Source organism: Clostridium tetani, from assembly GCF_900167265.1.
Classification (GTDB): Bacteria; Bacillota; Clostridia; order Clostridiales; family Clostridiaceae; genus Clostridium_G; species Clostridium_G tetani.
Genome location: NZ_FUWT01000014.1, coordinates 72,510 through 90,970 on the forward strand (window position 1 = coordinate 72,510; position 18,461 = coordinate 90,970).

Genomic DNA, 18,461 nt, shown 5'->3' on the forward strand with positions numbered 1-18,461 from the left:
CTTATTAACAATAAAAGTATTCATACTTCATGTATAATTTAACATAAAGTATTTTAATTTGCTATGTCACATTATATAATTATCTTAAAAGAAATAAAAGAAGCTGTGTCAAAACGATTTAAAAATCATTCCGGCACAGCTTTTTTAACTTTATATTTAAGGATATAAAGTTTTTAATACTTTGAAGGATTTAACAGCATTTTCCCGAGGTCTTACTTCTATTATATAAACAATGTCCTTATCTTTCATAAGCTCAAAGTGTTTATTGAAGTCTAAATTGCCTTCACCAGGAATTTGATGATCACTTTTTCCATTATTATCATGAATATGGCAAGTTCTTATTTTATTTATATTTTTTATAAAAAACTCCACTTCGGCATACTTATTTTCATAGGAATGACCTATATCCCAAGTTAAATAAATATCTTCATTTCTATTTAAAAGTTTTTGAAGAATTTCTTGAACCACTTTTTTAGGAAATCTACCGGAGTTTTCCACCGCAATCTTTATTTTACCATTAGCTTCTTTTATAAGTTCTAAAAGAGTATCTTCTAAAATTTTTTTAAATTCATCTTGGTAAAATTCATCCATATAACTTTTTCCATTTACAAGGGTAAAGGTTACATCAGATCCTACATGAAGAGTTAGGCTTCTTGCTCCAATATCTTTACCAAAATTTATAATTTCTTTAAGTCTAGAAATTCCTGCTTCACGTACAGTTTTATGTAATTGTAGTAAAGTTATATCTTCTGGTGCATGAATGGTTAATAAAACATTTTTATTTTTAGCATATTCTTTAATCTTTTTTCTATCTTCTAAAGAAAAGTTCTCTGGAAAATATATTGGTACATTTGCATTTATTTCGACAGCATTCATGTGATTTTCATAGGCAAAGTTTATGGAGTCATATATAGATTTTTCTCCAATGGAAGCTGCATAGCCTATACGTTTAAACATGGTTACCCTCCTTTTTATTTTTTGTCCACCTTCATTGTTCATTAATTAAGTTTGTCTTTTTTATTAAAGTTGAACAAATTTTGCCCAAAGTATATCATCATGCTTTTGAAGACCTAATAAGGTATCTTGGGTAACTTTATCATCTACATTCAATAACATTAGAGCTTTATCACCTTTTAGTTTTCTACCAACCTGCATAGTTGCAACATTGACACCATTAGTTCCCAAGAAAGTACCAACATGACCTATTACCCCTGGAACGTCGTAATTTTGAAGGAATACCATACATTCTGTAGGTTTAACATCTACTTCATATTCCATAATTTCTACCAATTTTCCCTCATTTCTATTGGATATGGTTCCTGATAGGGTAAATGATGTATCTCCTGTGTTATTAGTTATTTTTATTGTTATCAAATTTGAATAATTGTTATGATGATTACAGATCTTTTTAGAATTAACGCCTATTCCACCTTCTTCGGCTTTAATCATAGCATTTATATAGTTTATTTTATCAGCCATTACAGGTTCTAAAAGTCCCTTTATAAAAGCTATAGTTACCATTTCTGTATCTTGACAACCTATATCACCCCAGTAGGTAATATCAACTAATTTAATTGCACCTTTGTTAAGCTGATAGTATATCTTGCCTAATTTTTCTGCTAAATCAATATAAGGTTTAATTTCTTTTAATTCATCTCTATGAATAGTTGGAAGGTTAACAGCATTTGGAACTATATCTCCTTTAATTCCATTTATAACTTGTTTAGCTATGGTTACACCTACATTCTGTTGAGCTTCTATAGTTGTTGCACCTATGTGAGGAGTAACCACTACATTTTCATATTCATAAAGATCTGCACTATATCTAGGTTCATGTTCATGAACATCTATACCAACACTTGCAATTTTACCTTTTTTAAGACCTTTGCAAAGAGCTTTTTCACTTATTAATTTTCCTCTAGCTGCATTTACAATTCTTACTCCATCTTTCATTAATTCCAATTCTTTTTCTGATATTATATTAATGGTTTCCTCTGTTCTTGGGGTGTGAATTGTTATAAAATCTGATTCTTTTAAAAGATCTTCTAAAGTATCCTTCTTTTCTACGTTAAATCTTTTAAATCTTTCATCGGATATATAAGGATCATAAGCTATGACCTTCATGTCAAAGGCATTCATTCTTGTAGCTACTAGACTACCAATTCTCCCAAGACCAATAATACCTAAAGTTTTATTGAAAAGCTCTGTTCCCATAAAGGAATCTCTATCCCAATTTCCTTCTTTTAAGAACCTATCTGTTTTTGCTATATTTCTTGATTGAGCAAGTAAAAGTCCTATGGTAAGTTCACATGCTGATATGGTATTACTATCTGGAGTATTAGCTACTATTATGCCCCTTTTAGTAGCTTCTGGTATATCAATGTTATCTACACCATTTCCAGCACGACCTACAACTTTAAGTTTTTTAGCCATATTCATAAGTTCTATATCTATATTTGTGTCACTTCTTATAATAAGACCATCATAATTTTCTATTATATTTAAAAGTTTTTCTCTTTCTAATCCCATTTTTATATCTACTTCAAAGTTGGGTTCACTTTCCAAAAGTTCTATTCCTTTAGTATCTATTTTATCTACAATTAATATTTTGGCTTTATCCATTAAAATTGCCCCCTTTTATTTAGTAACGTATTAAATTATTAAAGTGATTTTTGTATAGCATAAAGAGTTTTGTCTATCATTTCATCATTTACGCAACCCATATGACCTACTCGTATTAATTTTCCTCTAGTAAAACCTTGACCACCGGATATTATTATGTTGTATTCTTTATCGAGTTTATCTTTTATTCTAGAAGCTAAACCCTCTTCTTCAAATGATATTGCAGTAACTGTATTAGAATAACAGTGATTTTGTGCATATAGTTTAAGATTCATAGATTTTATTCCATCTCTAAATTTATTTGCTAATTTCTGATGTCTTAGAAATACATTTTGAAGTCCCTCTTTTTCGATGATTTTTAAGGATTCATTTGCTGCTAATATTAATGATATTGCTGGAGTATAAGGATTTTGGGGTTCAACTTTATCTAAATATTTTTTAGCTAAAAGATAGTCAAAATAATATTTAGATATATTAGACTGAGTACATCTGTAAAGAGCCTTTTCACTAACACCTACAAATGCAAGACCAGGAGGGCTCATTAATGCTTTTTGAGAAGCAGATATTAATATGTCTATATTCCATTCATCCATTTTAATATCAATGCCACCTAGTGAGCTTACTGCATCTACTATATATAAAACATCCTTATCTTTTAAAAAGTTTCCTATTTCTTCTATAGGGTTTACAACAGCGGTAGAGGTTTCATTATGAGTTATTATTAAACCTTTATGATCAGGTCTTAAATTCTTTTTTATATCCTCCAAAGTTACTGCTTTTCCCCAAGGAATAACTATTTCATCTACTTTAAGACTGTGGATTTTAGCTATATTAATAAATCTATTGCCAAAGTCTCCTATAGATACTGCTAATATTTTATCTCCCTTAGAAAAAGGATTTATTATTGCACTTTCTAATCCGCCAGTGCCAGAAGATGGAAAAGTTAAAACAGAATTTTTAGTTTGAAACACATATTTTAATCTTTCATTAAATTCTTCAAAAAGTTTGCTGTACTGAGATGTTCTATGATGCAGCATATTTTCAGACATTTTTTCAAGTACCCTTTGAGGTACATTTGTAGGACCAGGAGTCATTAAAAGTTTATTCATATTAAAAAATCCTCCTTTTATAATAATTTTTTCTAATAAAAAAGCCCTTAGCTTAAAAGCTAAGGACGGGATTTACAATAATCACGTGGTACCACCTTAATTTACTACTCTAAATAAAAGAGTAGACTTTAAAATTATAACGGAATTAATCCGGCATAGGTTGTTACCCCTATGCAGCTCTAGGTCGGATTCAACAATCTTTATTATCGATTTACACCTACCATCGACTCTCTTAAATAAAGATTTGTTTACTATTACCTTTCAGTGCTTTTTAAATTGTCTCCTATTATAAGATATTTGTTTTAATAATGCAAGTGTTTTTTTATTATATATTATTCCATAGAATTTCTTATGTTGGATAAGTCCTCCATTAATTTTCCTATAGATTGTTCAGATTTTTCTAAGTTTTTGTTTATATTCAAAAAGGTTTTCTCAATTGTAGAAATTTTCTCTAGTTCCTTTTTTAAGTCATAAAAATTATTTATTTTAGAATTAGCTCTTATATTAGTTAAAGATTTTTTGTAAGAATTACATACTTCAGTTATTTTATCAACATTATCAATATAGTTATCTATATTTGTAATATAATTTTCTTTTAAAAACACTAAATTTTCAGGACTTTGTAAATTATAAACGTTGTTTCTTAGAGTTATTAAATTCTCTCTGTGTTTTTTAAAATAAGTTTCTAAATTACTATAACCTTTTATTATATTATCCAATAATTCTTCACTTTTATTTTCTGAGGATAAATCACTTACTACTTTATGTGAAAAAATATCTTCAAAAGTTTCTAAAATATAAAGAGAAGCAGTATTGCTCTCTGAATAAAATTTAGAGCAATAGTTTATTAAAGAATTAATATAATTTTTTTCATTTTCTGTAATGTTATTAGGACCTTTTAAAGAATACTCTAAGTTTAAACCTATAGAGGCAAATCCACCAAGAAGATATAAATTCTTATATTTCTTGTTTTCTATAAAAGATTTTTGATTAGATATATCATTTCCATTTGTAAGAACTATAGGTGAATTTAATTTAGAAGCTAGGGCGCTTCCAGATAAAGCATCTGGGAAATTAGAACCATTAGCAAGTACTGCATTATCTGTATCCAAATTAAAATATTTACATATATTAAGAGAAGTTTCATATCTATCTTTTCCTTCTAATCGTTTTATTTTATTTTCATCAATAGAAGAAAACATAGATTTAATTTCATCTTTAATAGTATCTTTTATGGAAGCATGTCCACCTATAATGTAAACTTCTTTAGGTTGAATTTTTTCAAGCATGTCTTTAGCTTGCAAAGATAGTTCTGAATCAGAAGTCATTATTATTGGATAGCCTTTTATAGAAGCTACACTTGATATACTTAATGCATCAGCAAATCCAAAGGCATTTACTATAACCACAGGAGTGTTTTTTTTCACATCCATAAAGTTTACAATAGACATATTAGTTTCAAATCTATCATTTCCACCAAGTCTTACTATGTTTTTAAAACCTTTATTTTTCATGTGATTTTCAAAAGAGTTATTTATAGAACTTTGTCCACCTAAGAGATAAATTGTTCCATCTTTATTTAAATTGTTATTTATGTATTCTATACAATCCTTACTTTCTTCTAGAGTACTTCCACCTAGAACTATTGGTGCATCTAATTTTTTGGAAAGTACACTACCAGCTAGAGCATCGGGGAAGTTTTTACCACTGGCAACTATGATATTTTGTAAAGATCCATTTTTAAAATTGCTTGAGATATTTACAGAAGTTTTATATCTATCTTTTCCGTATATCCTTTTGATATTAGTTATGTCATGAGCATAAATTTTAGTGAAATTACTTAATGACATTACAATTGTAAGAACTAAAGTTAATATTTTTTTCATCATTATTCCTCCTATACAATTATTTTACCACAAATTTATGTGAAATATGATATGATAAATATAAAGAATATTAAAAATTAGAAAGGTGGAATTTTAAATGGCAGAAGAAAAGTTTATTGAGTTTAAATATGGAGATGTAGAGCAGTTTTTACAGTATAAAGCAGGAGAGAATCTAGAAATATCTTTTCCATCAGGAGCTATATTTTTTGTAGGAAATAATGAAGGAATGGTTCTTTGCAATAAAATAAAAATATATAAAGAAGAGATGGGAAATCAAGTTCATACCAAACTTGAATTAGTAGAGGATGGCAAGATGATTGGTGCTTTCTTTGCAGAACCAGATAAGGATTTACAAATAATATTATCTTCTGATGACACTATGTTTAAAGCTGTATTTATATATAATGTATTGTAATTAGTATATTATGGAGAGAGTAAGTGTTGGACAATAATATATTTAAGATTGAGGTATTTATACCAGAGAATTATGTAGATACTTTAAGGGACAACCTAAACAAAATAAGAACTCTAAGTATTGGAGGAAACTATGATAGTTGTATGAGTTGTGTAAAGGTTTTAGGTTATTGGAGACCTTTAAAAGGAGCTGATCCTTTTGAAGGGAAAATAGGAGAACTTTGCAAGGCATATGAGATGAAGGTGGAATTTGCCTGCAAAAAAAAATTATTAGAAGATACATTAAAAACTATAAAAAAGATTCATCCCTATGAAGAGCCAGTTATTAATGTAATTCCTATGTACACATTTACAGATTTTATTAGTGAGTAGATTCATTTAAAATGTATATACAGATGTATATAGGAAGTGTTATAATATATTAAAATGTAGGGATGGAGGTTGATAATTTGAGTAAGGCTATAATAGTGGTAGATTGTCAAAATGATTTTATAAGTGGAAGCTTAGCTTGTCATATGGGTAAAGAATCTGTAGATAATATAATAAGTTTAATTAATAGCAATAAAGATTTTAAGGTGTTTTATTCCTGTGATTGGCATAGTAAAAATAATAAATCATTTAAAGCAAATGGCGGTATATGGCCTATTCATTGTGTGGGATATGAGGAAGGGGCAGAATTGCATCAAAACTTTTATAAAAATATAGAAAATGAAAAACAGAGTCCATTGAATAAAGAAAATATTTTTTATAAGGGACAGGATGATGAAATAGAAGAGTATTCTGCTTTTTATGCTAAAAATTCTAAAGGAGAAATCCTCAACAACAAAATTCCCAAGGAAGTAATAGTTTGTGGAATAGCATCTGAATACTGCGTAAGAGAGACTATAAAGGAATTTTTAGAATATGATTTCACGGTTAGTTTATTTTTAGATGGATTGGGATATGTAAATAAAGAAGAGCATAATAAAAATATAGAAGAGTTAAAAAAATTAGATGTAAATATAATTTAGATATTTAAATTATACAATAAAATGCACAGTTTAAAATTTTTAAACTGTGCATTTTTTATATTAAGAAAACCCCCAGCTAAGCTAAGGTCTGTTTATAACATTATCACACCATATATTATAGTGGATATAATAGTCATAGTAAGCCCTATTAATGATTCATAGGGAATAAGTTTTAATCTTTCTTTCATATCTAAGAATACACTTCCACCAGTAGCATGGAAAAAGCTTCCGTGTGGAAGGTGGTCTAAAACTGTTGCTCCAGAATGAATCATAGCAGCACCAGATAAAGCAGGTATTCCAAGAGATAAAATAGTTTCTCCAAAAACTGAACTAGCTACAGCTGTACCAGAAGTAGTAGAGGCAGTAACAGCTGACATTAAAATACCAGAAATAGGAGCTAGTGCATAGGCTGGAAGCCCTGAAGCTTGTAATCCGGATATAATTAAATCTTTTAGTGATGAATTAGAAACAATTCCTGCAATAGTACCTGTACCAATGAGTAGTATTGCAACACTACTCATTTTGTTTAATCCAGATATGGTATATTCATTAACTTTATGGAATTTACCCATAGCTATGATTCCTACTATTCCGCCAATGGGTAGAGCAATTAAGGGATCTATAGCTATATTAAATAAGGGTCTTAGTGCTAAAAGTAATATAGCAATTAAAGGTCCTATTATGGAAGCAAAAAAGTTTGGCTTTCCTTCTGAGGATATAGAAAGTTCCTTTTCCTTAACAAAAGAACCTTTATTTATTAATCTTTTAGATAAAATAATAGCAACAATTATACCAAATAATGAAGGTATAATTCCAGACCCCATAAGAGATGTTAAAGGAACGTTGAAATTATTAGCGGCTGATATGGTATTTGGATTTGGAGAAATTATGTTTCCAGCTTTTCCTCCACCTACCATGGCAAGTAATATTGCCGACTTTGAAAGCTTTGCGTTATAGGCAATAGCAAGAGCAATAGGAGATACAGTTATTACAGCGACATCTATAAATACACCTACAGCTGTTAAAACATATGTAGCTATAACAAGGGCAATTAAAGCTCTTGATTCACCTATTTTTTCAACGATAGTTTCTGCAATTCTAGCTGCAGCACCAGATTCTATTAAGATACCAGCTAATACACCAGCAGTTAATATTCTTAAAATAGCAGGCATTATACCTTTAGCGCCATCAATCATAAAATTTACAGTTTGGACTAAACCTGCTCCTCCTACGATTCCACCTACAAAAGAACCTAATATAAGACTATATGCAGGGTGAACTTTTTTTAATATAAGAAAAATAGCTATAACGAGACCGATTATAGCACCTAATGCAGTTATTTGCATTAAAATCCCTCCTATTTTATAATGGATTTTATTAATCTACCTACATTTTCAGAAGTTCTTTCTATATTAACAGCACCACTTTTTAAAGCTTCTTTTATGTCTACTGCTCCAGGTAATATACCAAAGATAGATGTTATTCCACCTTCGTATAAGACCTCACATCCATCCCCAATTTTACCTGATAAAACTATCACTGGTATGCTATATTTTTTAGCAATAGATGCTACACCATAAGGAGTTTTTCCAAATTTAGTCTGATAATCTATAGCACCTTCACCAGTAAAAACAAAATCTGCATTTTTTAATTTTTCTTCTAAATGAGTATACTCTATTACAAGATCTACTCCTTTTTTTAGATTAGCAGATAAGAATGCCATTAATCCCCCACCAAGACCACCAGCAGCTCCAGCACCAGGAATACTTTCTATATCCATTTGCAAATATTTTTTTATTACTTTAGCATAATGTTTTAGATTTTCATCTAAAAGTTCTACTATTTCAGGAGTAGCACCTTTTTGAGGACCAAATATATAAGAAGCTCCATTTTTACCTGTTAAAGGGTTATTTACATCACAAGCAACATCAATGGATACCTCTGAAAGTCTAGGATCTAAATTGCTCAAATCAATACTATGAAGTTTATTTAAAGCACCACCACCGAAGGGAATATCTTCACCGGATTTAGTTAAAAGTTTACCACCTAAAGCTTGAATCATTCCAGCACCACCATCATTAGTGGCACTACCACCTATACCTATAAATATTTGATGAACATTTTTATCAAGAGCATGTTTTATAAGTTCACCAGTACCGAAAGTTGTAGTTATTAAAGGATTTCTATTCTCTGGTTCTATATGATATAGCCCACTAGCACTGGCCATTTCTATTACAGCAGTAGTTCCATTACCTAATATTCCGAATTCAGCAGTTATTGGTTCACCTAATGGTCCCAAAACTTCTACTTTAAATATTTCACCATTAGTAGCATCAATTAAAGCTTGAAGAGTTCCTTCTCCACCATCAGCCATAGGGACCTTTATATAGTCAGCTTTTGGAAATATATTCTTCAATCCATTTTCCATTGAGGTTGCTACTTCTTTTGCAGTCATACTTTCTTTGAATGAATCTGGAGCCAATACAAATTTCATATGTTTAAATACATCCTTTCTAGAAAAAAATATGTATGAAAACTCATACGTTTATAACATTATATAATAGTATGCTCCAATAATCATTATTCAAACCATTAATTATCATAGATAAGTTTTAGGTCAACAGTACAAAAATATGCAAAAAATGGTCTCAATTGTCTAAAAATATTGACAAAATAACTAGACTACTTTAATATAAATTATAAACTAAAGAAATTATAATTATATAATTCATATAGATTCGGGAGGGGTAAGTTTTGACTTGGAGGCATAAAATACCTAAAGACGTAGCAGAAAAAACTGTAGATTTACTTCATAATATTACTGAAAAAAATGTGAATGTCATGGGGAAGGATGGAGAGATTATAGCTACAGTTCAAAGAGAAAGACTTGGAACTATACATGAAGTTGCAAGTAGAATAATGAATGGAGAAATAGAATCTTCTTCTACTACAGAAGAAGAAGCAGAAAAATTAAATGGGGTTCTTCCAGGATATAATGGAGCAATAAAGATAAATGGTGAAGTAATAGGTTGTATTGGACTTACAGGTGCACCGGAAATGGTAAAACCGCTTCAACAAATGGCAGCAAAAATAATGGAAGAAGAAATTTTAAAAAGAATAGACGAAGAGAAAAAACAGGAAATCATTAATAAATTATCTGCAGAAGTTCAAGAGGTTTCATTTGTAATGGGGCAGATTGGGTGTTCAGCAGAAGATATAGCTAATACCAGTAAAGAAGTGCAAAGTATAACCTATACTTTAGAAGAGGAAATAAGTAATATAAATAAGATTTTAGATTTTATAAAGAATGTAGCTAAACAAACTAATTTGTTAGGACTTAATGCTGCTATAGAGGCTGCAAGAGCAGGAGAAAATGGAAAAGGCTTTTCTGTGGTAGCAGGTGAAATAAGAAAATTATCTTTAGATTCCTCAGAATCATTGAAACATATAGAGGATACTTTAAAAGAAATAAAAGAAGTTATATTAAAAATATCTAATATAGTAGATATTAATTTATCTAAAAGTAGAGAACAAGTAGAAGGCATTGAAAATGTTGAAAAGAATGTATCAATTATTAGAGATGAGATATTAAGTATAACTATGTAATTAAAAATGAAGCATACACAAGTAAGTAGAGATTAATCTTAAAATAGGGTTAATCTCTACTTTTATTATAAAAAGCTTAGAATTAATAAAAAAATACATTAATTTTCCAAAAAATTAAGATAAATGGACATTATATGTCTATGGAAATAGTTATAATAGTAAGTACAATAGAATATATAGAAAATACTAACAATAAATACGTGAATTGGTGATTTGTATGAAGTATATAAAAACTAAATGCTCTAAATCTTTAAGGGTACTTACAATATATGAAAGATTAAGTACGGGGGGAATAATAAATAAAAAAGAATTAGCATATGAATTTGGAGTGGATGAAAAATCTATACAAAGAGATATTAATGATTTAAGGGCATATTTTCAGGAATGTTATAAAGAAGATGTCCGAATAAAGTACTGTAGGAGTAGAAAAGGTTATATATTAGAGAAAGATAAGTTTTCATATTTAAATTATAAGGAAATAACAGCTATAACAAAAATATTATTAGATAGTAGAGCTTTTAATAAAAAAGAAATGTCATTATTATTAAATAAAGTAATTTTACAATGTATACCAGGGGAAAGAGAAAATATAAAGAATATATTAAATAAAGAAGTATATAATTATGTGGAATTACAACATGGGAAAAAATTAATTGATATTCTGTTGGATATAGAGGAATGTATTAGAAAGAGAAAATATATAAATATAAAATATAAAAGGGTAGATAAGTCATTAATAAATAGAAAATTGAAACCTATAGGATTAATATTTAATAAATTCTATTTCTATTTAATTGCATATATTGAAAGTAAGGAGGAGGATTTTATAGCTACCTATAGGGTGGACAGAATAGAAGAATATAAAATATTTGAAGAGTATTTTTATATTTCTCAAAAAAACAGATTTGAAGAAGGAGAATTTAGAAAGAAAATGCAATTTATGAGTTCAGGGGGACTTATAAATATTAAATTTTATTATTGGGGACCTTCATTGGAATTAGTTTTAGATAGACTTCCTACAGCGGAAGTCATAGGTGAAGAGAATAATAAGTATTTAATAAAGGCTAATGTATTGGGTAAAGGAATTATCACATGGTTATTAAGTCAAAAAAACTTTTTAGAAGTATTGGAACCTTTTGAAATAAGAAATGAAATTAAAAACATAATTAAGGATATGTTAAATATATATATTTAATTATACCTTAGGTGTTTTTATAAGGTTAAAAAACATTTAAAAAGGGTGGGGAATTATGGTTGACAATGAAAAGGTGATTGAATGGAGTTATTATACTAGCTGGTCAAGAGAACAGCTAGTTGAAAGGATTAAAGAGTTAGAAAAACTTACACAAAATCTAAAGGAGACGGAAATAAGTTTAATTGAAAAAAATAAGTTTTTAAAAGAAATAAGTATGGAGGATTGTCTTACAAAGGTTTATAATTATAGAACTATAATAGAAATAATAGAAAGGCAAATTAAATATTCTAATTGCAAGGGGGAAACATTTTGTATATTAATGATAGATATAGATGATTTTAAAAGTGTTAATGATAATTTTGGACATGTTTTTGGAGATGAAATACTTATAAAAATATCTAAAGAAATTAAAAAAAATATAAGGAAAAATGATTATGTTGGTAGATTTGGAGGAGAAGAGTTTATAATAATATTTAATAATACCAAATTATCTGAGGCTATTAGAGTATCTGAAAGAATAAGAAAATCCATAGAGGGGTTAGAATTTTTTAGATCATTAAAAATAACTATAAGTGGTGGAGTAAAAGAATACTCTAATGAAAGTTGCAAAGAAATTATAGATGCTGCAGACAATTTTCTTTATAAGGCCAAAGGATTAGGAAAAAATAGAATATGTTATTAATTATAAAATCGCCATATTAAAAGGAATAAATCCTGATATGGCGATTTTTAAGCTTAGATTTATTTTTGTTAATGATTAATTGGCATAATACTTGCGTTTGTAATTTAGTAGATGGATAATTTTAAATTAACAAATAGGAGGTATTATTATGGTTGGAAAAACTATAGAGACTATTAAGATTGGAGATAAAGCTTCTTTCACTAAAACCTTAACGGAAACAGATGTATATTTATTTGCAGGTATTTCTGGAGATTTAAATCCAGCTCATGTCAATCAAATTGAATCAGAAAAGACCATGTTTAAAGGTAGAATATGTCATGGAATTCTAGTTTCAAGTTTAATATCTACAGTACTAGGAATGTATCTTCCAGGGCCAGGTACTATTTATTTATCACAAGACTTAAAATTTGTAGCTCCAGTAAAGATAGGGGATACTGTTACAGCTACTGTGGAAGTTATTGAAAGAAATGAAGAAAGAAATAGATTGATATTAAAAACAGTAGTCATAAATGAAGATGGAAAAGTAGTAGTGGAAGGACAGGCTAAAGTAATGCCACCAAAGAAATGATATAATATAAAAAAACTATCTCATAATTTATGGGATAGTTTTTTTGTATTAGATAAAACTAAAAAGTGTTTAGGAGGCGAGCGTTTATGTTTTCAAAAGTGAACAAATATTGTGATTACAGTATAAGGGTAGGTGCTATAATAATTAATAATCTAGGAGAAATCCAATTTATGAGTGATGAGTGTAGAAAAATACTATGTGCTAGAGAATATTCTTATAATCATATACAACAATTAATACCGTGCTTTAATATGAAAGATTTAATTAATAGTAGTACTAAAAGAAAAATAAAACTAAATAATAAAAAATTAAATATGGAAGTAATATCATTAAAAGAAGAGTGTATGAAGGAGTTTCTAATTACATTAATTGATGCTAATGTCATAGATGTTATGTATGAAGAGCTTAAAGCTAAGGAAAAAAACTTAAAAATATTAAGCTTCATACTAGAATTAGCTTACGATGGACTAGTAGTTATAGATAAGTATGGATATATAACTATGATAAACAAAACTTATGCTGATTTTTTAGGTGTAGATCAAGAAAGATCTATAGGTAAGCATGTTACAGAGGTGATAGAAAGTACAAGAATGCATATAGTTGCTAAAACGGGAATAGCTGAAACAGCTCAGCTTCAAAAAGTTAAAGGAAAGTATATGATAGCCAATAGAATACCTGTAATAGAAAATGGAGAGCTAGTAGCGGTAGCAGGTAAGGTTTTATTTAAAAATATAAAGGAATTAGATTTATTATATAAGAAAATAAGAAATATTGAAAATGAGTATAAAAAGTATAAAGGACAATTTGATGAAAGTAATAGTGCATCATACTCATTTGATAATATAATCGGAAAAAGTGACAAAATCAATAAAACCAAGGATTTAGCTAAGAAAGCAGCAAAGACAAATTCTAATGTATTGATAAGGGGAGAGAGTGGTACAGGAAAGGAGCTTTTTGCACATGCTATACATATGGAAAGTGAAAGAGTATATGGAAACTTTATAAAATTAAATTGTGCAGCTATACCAAGAGATCTTTTGGAATCGGAGCTATTTGGTTATGAGGGAGGAGCTTTTACAGGGGCTAAGAAAGAGGGGAAGATAGGGAAATTTGAATTAGCAGATGGAGGAACTATTTTTTTAGATGAAATAGGAGATATGCCTTTACATATGCAGGCTAAACTATTAAGAGTACTACAAGAAAGAGAAGTGGAAAGAATAGGGGCAACAAGAAGCAAAAAAATTGATGTGAGAGTAATTTCAGCAACTAATAGAGATTTAGAAAAGATGATAAAAGAAGGGGAATTCAGGGAAGATTTATATTATAGATTAAATGTAGTAACTGTGAATATACCACCTTTAAGAGAAAGGAGAGAAGATATAAAGATTTTATCAGAGTATTTATTAGAAAAAATATCTAAAAAGCTAGGTAAAAAAACAAAATCTTTTTCTAAAGAGGCTATGAGTTGTTTAATGAATTATAAATGGGAGGGAGGAGTAAGACAATTAGAAAACATAATAGAAAGAGCAGTTAATTTAGTTGAGCATAACGAAATGATTGAACCTAAACATTTTCCTGGAAATATAGTAAGTAATAAATATATAGTAGAAGATTCTGATTTAAATAAACTGATTAATCAAGTAGAAAAAGATATTATATTAGAAACACTAATTTATTGTAATTGGAATAAAACATTAGCAGCTAAGAAGCTGAATATAAGTAGAACCTCTTTGTATGAAAAGATAGCTAAACATAATATAGCAATTTAGAAATTTCAATATATTGTAAAGATGTAAGGTAACAAGTACAAAAAAACAACATTAGAAAGTCAAATGTAAGGAAAACACTACATTTTTATCTGTTCAATTCTAAATATGTACGGAAATATAAACATTAGTCAGAAGATTCGCTATTATCTACCAAGTTAAATGTAAAAAATATATAAAAAATTCATTCATCCCGCAATAAATAATTAATAAAATAAAGAATATTATGTTGGCATAATAATTGCTTTTAAATATATTGTAAATGTTTTAAGGGGAGGAATTTATATATGAGTTTAAAAGTTAAAACAGTTGAAGAAGCTATTTCAATGATTAAAAACGAAGATGTTGTTGCTGTTGGAGGATTTGTTGGATCTTTGCATCCGGAAGAACTTACTAGTGAATTAGAAAGAAATTTTTTAGAAAAAGGATCACCTAACAAATTAACACTAATTTATGCAGCAGGACAAGGAGATTCAAAAGAAAAAGGGTTAAATCATTTAGGATATGAGGGATTAGTAAGAAGAGTGATTGGAGGACATTGGGGATTAGTTCCTAAACTTCAAAAGTTAGCTGTTGAAAATAAGATAGAAGCTTATAATTTACCACAGGGAGTTATAACTCATCTATTTAGGGATATAGCAGCAGGAAAGGTTGGAACTATAACCCATGTAGGATTAAAAACTTTTGTAGATCCAAGACTTGAAGGTGGAAAGTTAAATGAAAAAACTAAGGAAGACATAGTTAAGGTAATAGCAATAGAAGGACAAGAAAAACTTCTATATAAATCAATGCCTATTAATATTGCACTTTTAAAGGGAACCTATGCTGATGAAAAAGGTAATGTTTCTTTAGAAAAGGAAGCAGTGACTTTAGAAGTGCTGTCCATTGCTCAAGCTGTAAAAAATTCAGGAGGAAAGGTAATTGTACAAGTTGAAAAGGTTGTAGAGAATGGAACCTTAGATCCTAAATTAGTAAAAATACCTAGTATATATGTAGATGCTGTTGTAGTAGGAAGGGAAGAAAATAATTTTCAGACTTTCTCAGAAAAATATAATCCATCCTATAGTGGACAAGTGAAGATTCCTCTAAGTGATATAAAATCCCTTCCTTTAGATGAAAGAAAAATAATATCTAGAAGAGCAGTTAAAGAACTTGAAAAAGACTCTATAGTAAATTTAGGAATAGGAATTCCAGAAGGGGTGTCTATTGTAGCAAATGAAGAAGGAATAGGAGATAGCTTAACCTTAACTGTAGAGGCGGGGCCAGTTGGAGGGATTCCCGCAGGAGGACTAAGTTTTGGGGCCTCAACAAATGTAGAGGCAATACTAGATCAAGGATATCAATTTGATTTTTATGATGGCGGTGGATTGGATTCAGCATTTTTAGGGTTAGCTCAATGTGATAAATATGGGAATATAAATGTAAGTAAATTTGGCACTGTAATTCCGGGTTGTGGTGGATTTATAAATATATCTCAGAATTCAAAAAATATGATATTCTGTGGTACTTTCACAGCGGGAGGATTAAGAGTAAAAGTAGAGGATGGAAAATTAATTATAGAAAAAGAGGGAAAGGTTAAAAAATTCCTTAAACATGTAGAGCAAATCACATTTAGTGGAGAGTATGCTAATGAAATTGGACAATCTGTCTTGTATATAACAGAAAGAGCGGTATTTAAATTAGAAAATAGAGGGCTTGTATTAAAGGAAATTGCTCCAGGAATTAGTTTGGAAAAAGATGTATTAGAACAAATGGAGTTTAAACCAATTATTGATGAGGATTTAAAGTTAATGGATGAAAAAATTTTTTTAGATAAATTAATGGGAATTAATAAAAATAATGGAGTTGAAGAGGTGAGCTAAATGTTAGGAGTAATAGGAATTATATTATCACTAGTTTTACTTATGTACTTAGCATATAGGGGAATAACCGTACTAATTCTGGCACCGATATTATCATTATTAGCAGCATTGATAAGTACTATTGGTGGCGATGGAGTACCATTAATGGCAACTTATACAGAAATATTTATGAAATCATTTGCAGGATATTGTAAAGCATACTTTCCAATATTTTTATTAGGAGCTATCTTTGGGAAAATAATGGATGATTCAGGAGCAGCAAAATCAATTTCTCATAACATAGCTAAAAAGTTAGGAAAAGATAAAGCTATGATTGCAGTAGTTTTATCTTGTGCAATATTAACCTATGGAGGAGTATCACTATTTGTTGTTGCCTTTGCAGTTTATCCAATAGCAGTTGCTTTATTTATAGAAGCAGATATTCCTAAAAGGCTTATACCTGGAACTATAGCATTAGGTGCGTTTACATTTACTATGACAGCATTACCAGGTACACCACAAATTCAAAATGCTATACCAATGCCTTTCTTTGGAACTGATGCATATGCTGCTCCTATACTAGGGATAATTGGTGCATTATTAATGGGAGGCTTTGGAATGACTTGGCTGACTTATAGAGCTAAGAAAGCTAAAGCAAATGGAGAAGGATATGGTGAACACTCAGCAGGTATAGTTGAAGGATTTAAGGAAGAGGATTTGCCTCCTTTTATATCATCAATATTACCTATAATCCTAGTACTTGTGATTAATCTAATATTATCTAGATTTGTGTTTGTAGAAGGAAGATATGATGGAAGTTATTTAACACAGAAACCATATAATACTACTTTATCTACTCTTGCAGGGGGATGGAGTTTAATAATATCTTTAGTAATATCTATAATTACTGCAATAGCCTTAAACTATAAGAGATTTAAAGAAGTTAAAGGAAGTTTAAATGATGGAGCTATAGGATCATTGTTAGCAATAGTTAATACAGCATCAGAAGTTGGATATGGGAATGTTATTCAATCCTTAGCAGCTTTTGGTATAGTGAAGACTGCTATACTTGGTATATCAAGTAATCCGATTATTGCAGAAGCTTTATCTGTTAATATACTTGCAGGAATTACTGGTTCAGCCTCTGGTGGTATGAGTATAGCTCTTGGAACATTGGGATCAACTTACTTAGAAATGGCTTTAGAGATGGGAATAAACCCACAAGTACTGCATAGAATAGCAACTTTAGCTTGTGGTGGATTAGATACCCTACCACATAATGGAGCAGTTATAACATTATTGGCTATATGTGGAATGACACATAAAGAATCTTATTTGGATATAGGTATGGTTTCCTTAGTGCTTCCAATATTATCTACTGTAATAGTAATAATCTTTGCTGTTATGGGAGTAGTTTAATATAAATCACTTTAATAAAGTTAGTTATTTAACAAACAAGATGTTTTATTAATATAAATATTTAATAGGAGGTAAGAATAAATGAATTTTGCATTAACTAGAGAACAAGAATTTGTAAGACAAATGGTAAGAGAGTTTGCTGAAACAGAAGTAAAGCCAATTGCCGCAGAAATTGATGAAACAGAAAGATTTCCTATGGAAAACGTAGAAAAGATGGCTAAACTTGGTATGATGGGTATTCCAATACCAAAAGAATATGGTGGAGCAGGTGGAGATGTATTATCCTACATCATAGCTGTAGAAGAATTATCAAAAGTATGTGGAACAACAGGAGTTATAGTAT

General features: G+C 29.3%; 17 protein-coding genes and 1 other annotated feature. Of the genes, 11 read left to right on the forward strand and 6 right to left on the reverse strand.

Features of this window, described 5'->3' with window-relative positions; all coding sequences use genetic code 11:
• Positions 1-156 precede the first annotated feature (156 nt).
• The 4 genes from B5D21_RS10910 to B5D21_RS10925 form a co-directional block, all read right to left on the reverse strand.
• On the reverse strand, positions 157-957 hold the full coding sequence (locus B5D21_RS10910) for a sugar phosphate isomerase/epimerase family protein (protein ID WP_035124456.1): 801 nt from the start codon (positions 955-957) through the stop codon (positions 157-159).
• A gap of 63 nt (positions 958-1,020) precedes the next feature.
• Positions 1,021-2,622: a phosphoglycerate dehydrogenase gene (serA, locus tag B5D21_RS10915; RefSeq protein ID WP_011098964.1), complete on the reverse strand. Its 1,602-nt coding sequence runs from the start codon at positions 2,620-2,622 to the stop codon at positions 1,021-1,023.
• Positions 2,623-2,660: 38 nt separating this feature from the next.
• Positions 2,661-3,731 carry a pyridoxal-phosphate-dependent aminotransferase family protein gene (locus B5D21_RS10920; RefSeq protein WP_011098965.1) on the reverse strand — a complete coding sequence of 357 codons (1,071 nt, stop codon included), beginning with the start codon at positions 3,729-3,731 and terminating at the stop codon, positions 2,661-2,663.
• A gap of 58 nt (positions 3,732-3,789) precedes the next feature.
• Positions 3,790-4,005 (reverse strand) — a binding site (T-box leader).
• Positions 4,006-4,063: 58 nt separating this feature from the next.
• A complete protein-coding gene (locus tag B5D21_RS10925; RefSeq protein ID WP_035124459.1) occupies positions 4,064-5,617 on the reverse strand; it encodes a cell wall-binding repeat-containing protein in 1,554 nt (517 codons plus the stop codon).
• A gap of 97 nt (positions 5,618-5,714) precedes the next feature.
• Between B5D21_RS10925 and B5D21_RS10930 the strand changes: the two genes are divergently transcribed.
• From B5D21_RS10930 to B5D21_RS10940, 3 genes are all read left to right on the forward strand, one after another.
• Positions 5,715-6,032 carry a hypothetical protein gene (locus tag B5D21_RS10930; RefSeq protein WP_011098967.1) on the forward strand — a complete coding sequence of 106 codons (318 nt, stop codon included), beginning with the start codon at positions 5,715-5,717 and terminating at the stop codon, positions 6,030-6,032.
• A 26-nt stretch (positions 6,033-6,058) separates the two neighbouring features.
• Positions 6,059-6,403, forward strand: a complete 345-nt coding sequence (locus B5D21_RS10935; RefSeq protein WP_035124480.1) for a YqfO family protein — start codon at positions 6,059-6,061, stop codon at positions 6,401-6,403.
• 77 nt (positions 6,404-6,480) lie between these two features.
• On the forward strand, positions 6,481-7,041 hold the full coding sequence (locus tag B5D21_RS10940) for a cysteine hydrolase family protein (RefSeq protein ID WP_115604375.1): 561 nt from the start codon (positions 6,481-6,483) through the stop codon (positions 7,039-7,041).
• A 92-nt stretch (positions 7,042-7,133) separates the two neighbouring features.
• Here B5D21_RS10940 and B5D21_RS10945 read toward each other — a convergent pair whose 3' ends face one another.
• Positions 7,134-8,387 (reverse strand): GntP family permease, encoded by a 1,254-nt coding sequence (locus B5D21_RS10945; RefSeq protein ID WP_011098970.1) that lies wholly within the window; start codon positions 8,385-8,387, stop codon positions 7,134-7,136.
• 11 nt (positions 8,388-8,398) lie between these two features.
• Entirely contained in the window at positions 8,399-9,535 is a 1,137-nt protein-coding gene (locus B5D21_RS10950) for a glycerate kinase family protein (protein WP_011098971.1), read from the reverse strand.
• A 260-nt stretch (positions 9,536-9,795) separates the two neighbouring features.
• Here B5D21_RS10950 and B5D21_RS14420 point away from each other — a divergent pair, with 260 nt between their 5' ends.
• From B5D21_RS14420 to B5D21_RS10990, 8 genes are all read left to right on the forward strand, one after another.
• A complete protein-coding gene (locus tag B5D21_RS14420; protein WP_011098972.1) occupies positions 9,796-10,647 on the forward strand; it encodes a methyl-accepting chemotaxis protein in 852 nt (283 codons plus the stop codon).
• Between the two features lie 217 nt (positions 10,648-10,864).
• Positions 10,865-11,842, forward strand: coding sequence for a helix-turn-helix transcriptional regulator (locus B5D21_RS10960; RefSeq protein WP_035110821.1), 978 nt, complete (start codon positions 10,865-10,867; stop codon positions 11,840-11,842).
• Between the two features lie 55 nt (positions 11,843-11,897).
• Positions 11,898-12,524 carry a GGDEF domain-containing protein gene (locus B5D21_RS10965; RefSeq protein WP_011098974.1) on the forward strand — a complete coding sequence of 209 codons (627 nt, stop codon included), beginning with the start codon at positions 11,898-11,900 and terminating at the stop codon, positions 12,522-12,524.
• 148 nt (positions 12,525-12,672) lie between these two features.
• A complete protein-coding gene (locus tag B5D21_RS10970; RefSeq protein ID WP_011098975.1) occupies positions 12,673-13,092 on the forward strand; it encodes a MaoC family dehydratase in 420 nt (139 codons plus the stop codon).
• Positions 13,093-13,178: 86 nt separating this feature from the next.
• On the forward strand, positions 13,179-14,861 hold the full coding sequence (locus tag B5D21_RS10975) for a sigma-54 interaction domain-containing protein (protein WP_023437544.1): 1,683 nt from the start codon (positions 13,179-13,181) through the stop codon (positions 14,859-14,861).
• Positions 14,862-15,145: 284 nt separating this feature from the next.
• Positions 15,146-16,720 carry an acyl CoA:acetate/3-ketoacid CoA transferase gene (locus B5D21_RS10980; RefSeq protein WP_011098977.1) on the forward strand — a complete coding sequence of 525 codons (1,575 nt, stop codon included), beginning with the start codon at positions 15,146-15,148 and terminating at the stop codon, positions 16,718-16,720.
• Positions 16,721-18,118 (forward strand): GntP family permease, encoded by a 1,398-nt coding sequence (locus tag B5D21_RS10985; RefSeq protein ID WP_011098978.1) that lies wholly within the window; start codon positions 16,721-16,723, stop codon positions 18,116-18,118.
• An 81-nt stretch (positions 18,119-18,199) separates the two neighbouring features.
• The coding region (locus B5D21_RS10990) for an acyl-CoA dehydrogenase family protein (RefSeq protein ID WP_200809740.1) at positions 18,200-18,461 on the forward strand (262 nt) is incomplete at its 3' end.

What these genes read in the sequence shown, in the direction of transcription:
- B5D21_RS10950 (WP_011098971.1), bottom strand. Translation starts at nt 9,535, where the DNA reads ATGAAATTTGTATTGGCTCCAGATTCATTCAAAGAAAGTATGACTGCA.
- B5D21_RS10975 (WP_023437544.1), top strand. Translation starts at nt 13,179, where the DNA reads ATGTTTTCAAAAGTGAACAAATATTGTGATTACAGTATAAGGGTAGGT.
- B5D21_RS10945 (WP_011098970.1), bottom strand. Translation starts at nt 8,387, where the DNA reads ATGCAAATAACTGCATTAGGTGCTATAATCGGTCTCGTTATAGCTATT.
- B5D21_RS10910 (WP_035124456.1), bottom strand. Translation starts at nt 957, where the DNA reads ATGTTTAAACGTATAGGCTATGCAGCTTCCATTGGAGAAAAATCTATA.
- B5D21_RS10920 (WP_011098965.1), bottom strand. Translation starts at nt 3,731, where the DNA reads ATGAATAAACTTTTAATGACTCCTGGTCCTACAAATGTACCTCAAAGG.
- B5D21_RS10985 (WP_011098978.1), top strand. Translation starts at nt 16,721, where the DNA reads ATGTTAGGAGTAATAGGAATTATATTATCACTAGTTTTACTTATGTAC.
- B5D21_RS10930 (WP_011098967.1), top strand. Translation starts at nt 5,715, where the DNA reads ATGGCAGAAGAAAAGTTTATTGAGTTTAAATATGGAGATGTAGAGCAG.
- B5D21_RS10980 (WP_011098977.1), top strand. Translation starts at nt 15,146, where the DNA reads ATGAGTTTAAAAGTTAAAACAGTTGAAGAAGCTATTTCAATGATTAAA.
- serA (WP_011098964.1), bottom strand. Translation starts at nt 2,622, where the DNA reads ATGGATAAAGCCAAAATATTAATTGTAGATAAAATAGATACTAAAGGA.
- B5D21_RS10970 (WP_011098975.1), top strand. Translation starts at nt 12,673, where the DNA reads ATGGTTGGAAAAACTATAGAGACTATTAAGATTGGAGATAAAGCTTCT.
- B5D21_RS10965 (WP_011098974.1), top strand. Translation starts at nt 11,898, where the DNA reads ATGGTTGACAATGAAAAGGTGATTGAATGGAGTTATTATACTAGCTGG.
- B5D21_RS10960 (WP_035110821.1), top strand. Translation starts at nt 10,865, where the DNA reads ATGAAGTATATAAAAACTAAATGCTCTAAATCTTTAAGGGTACTTACA.
- B5D21_RS10925 (WP_035124459.1), bottom strand. Translation starts at nt 5,617, where the DNA reads ATGAAAAAAATATTAACTTTAGTTCTTACAATTGTAATGTCATTAAGT.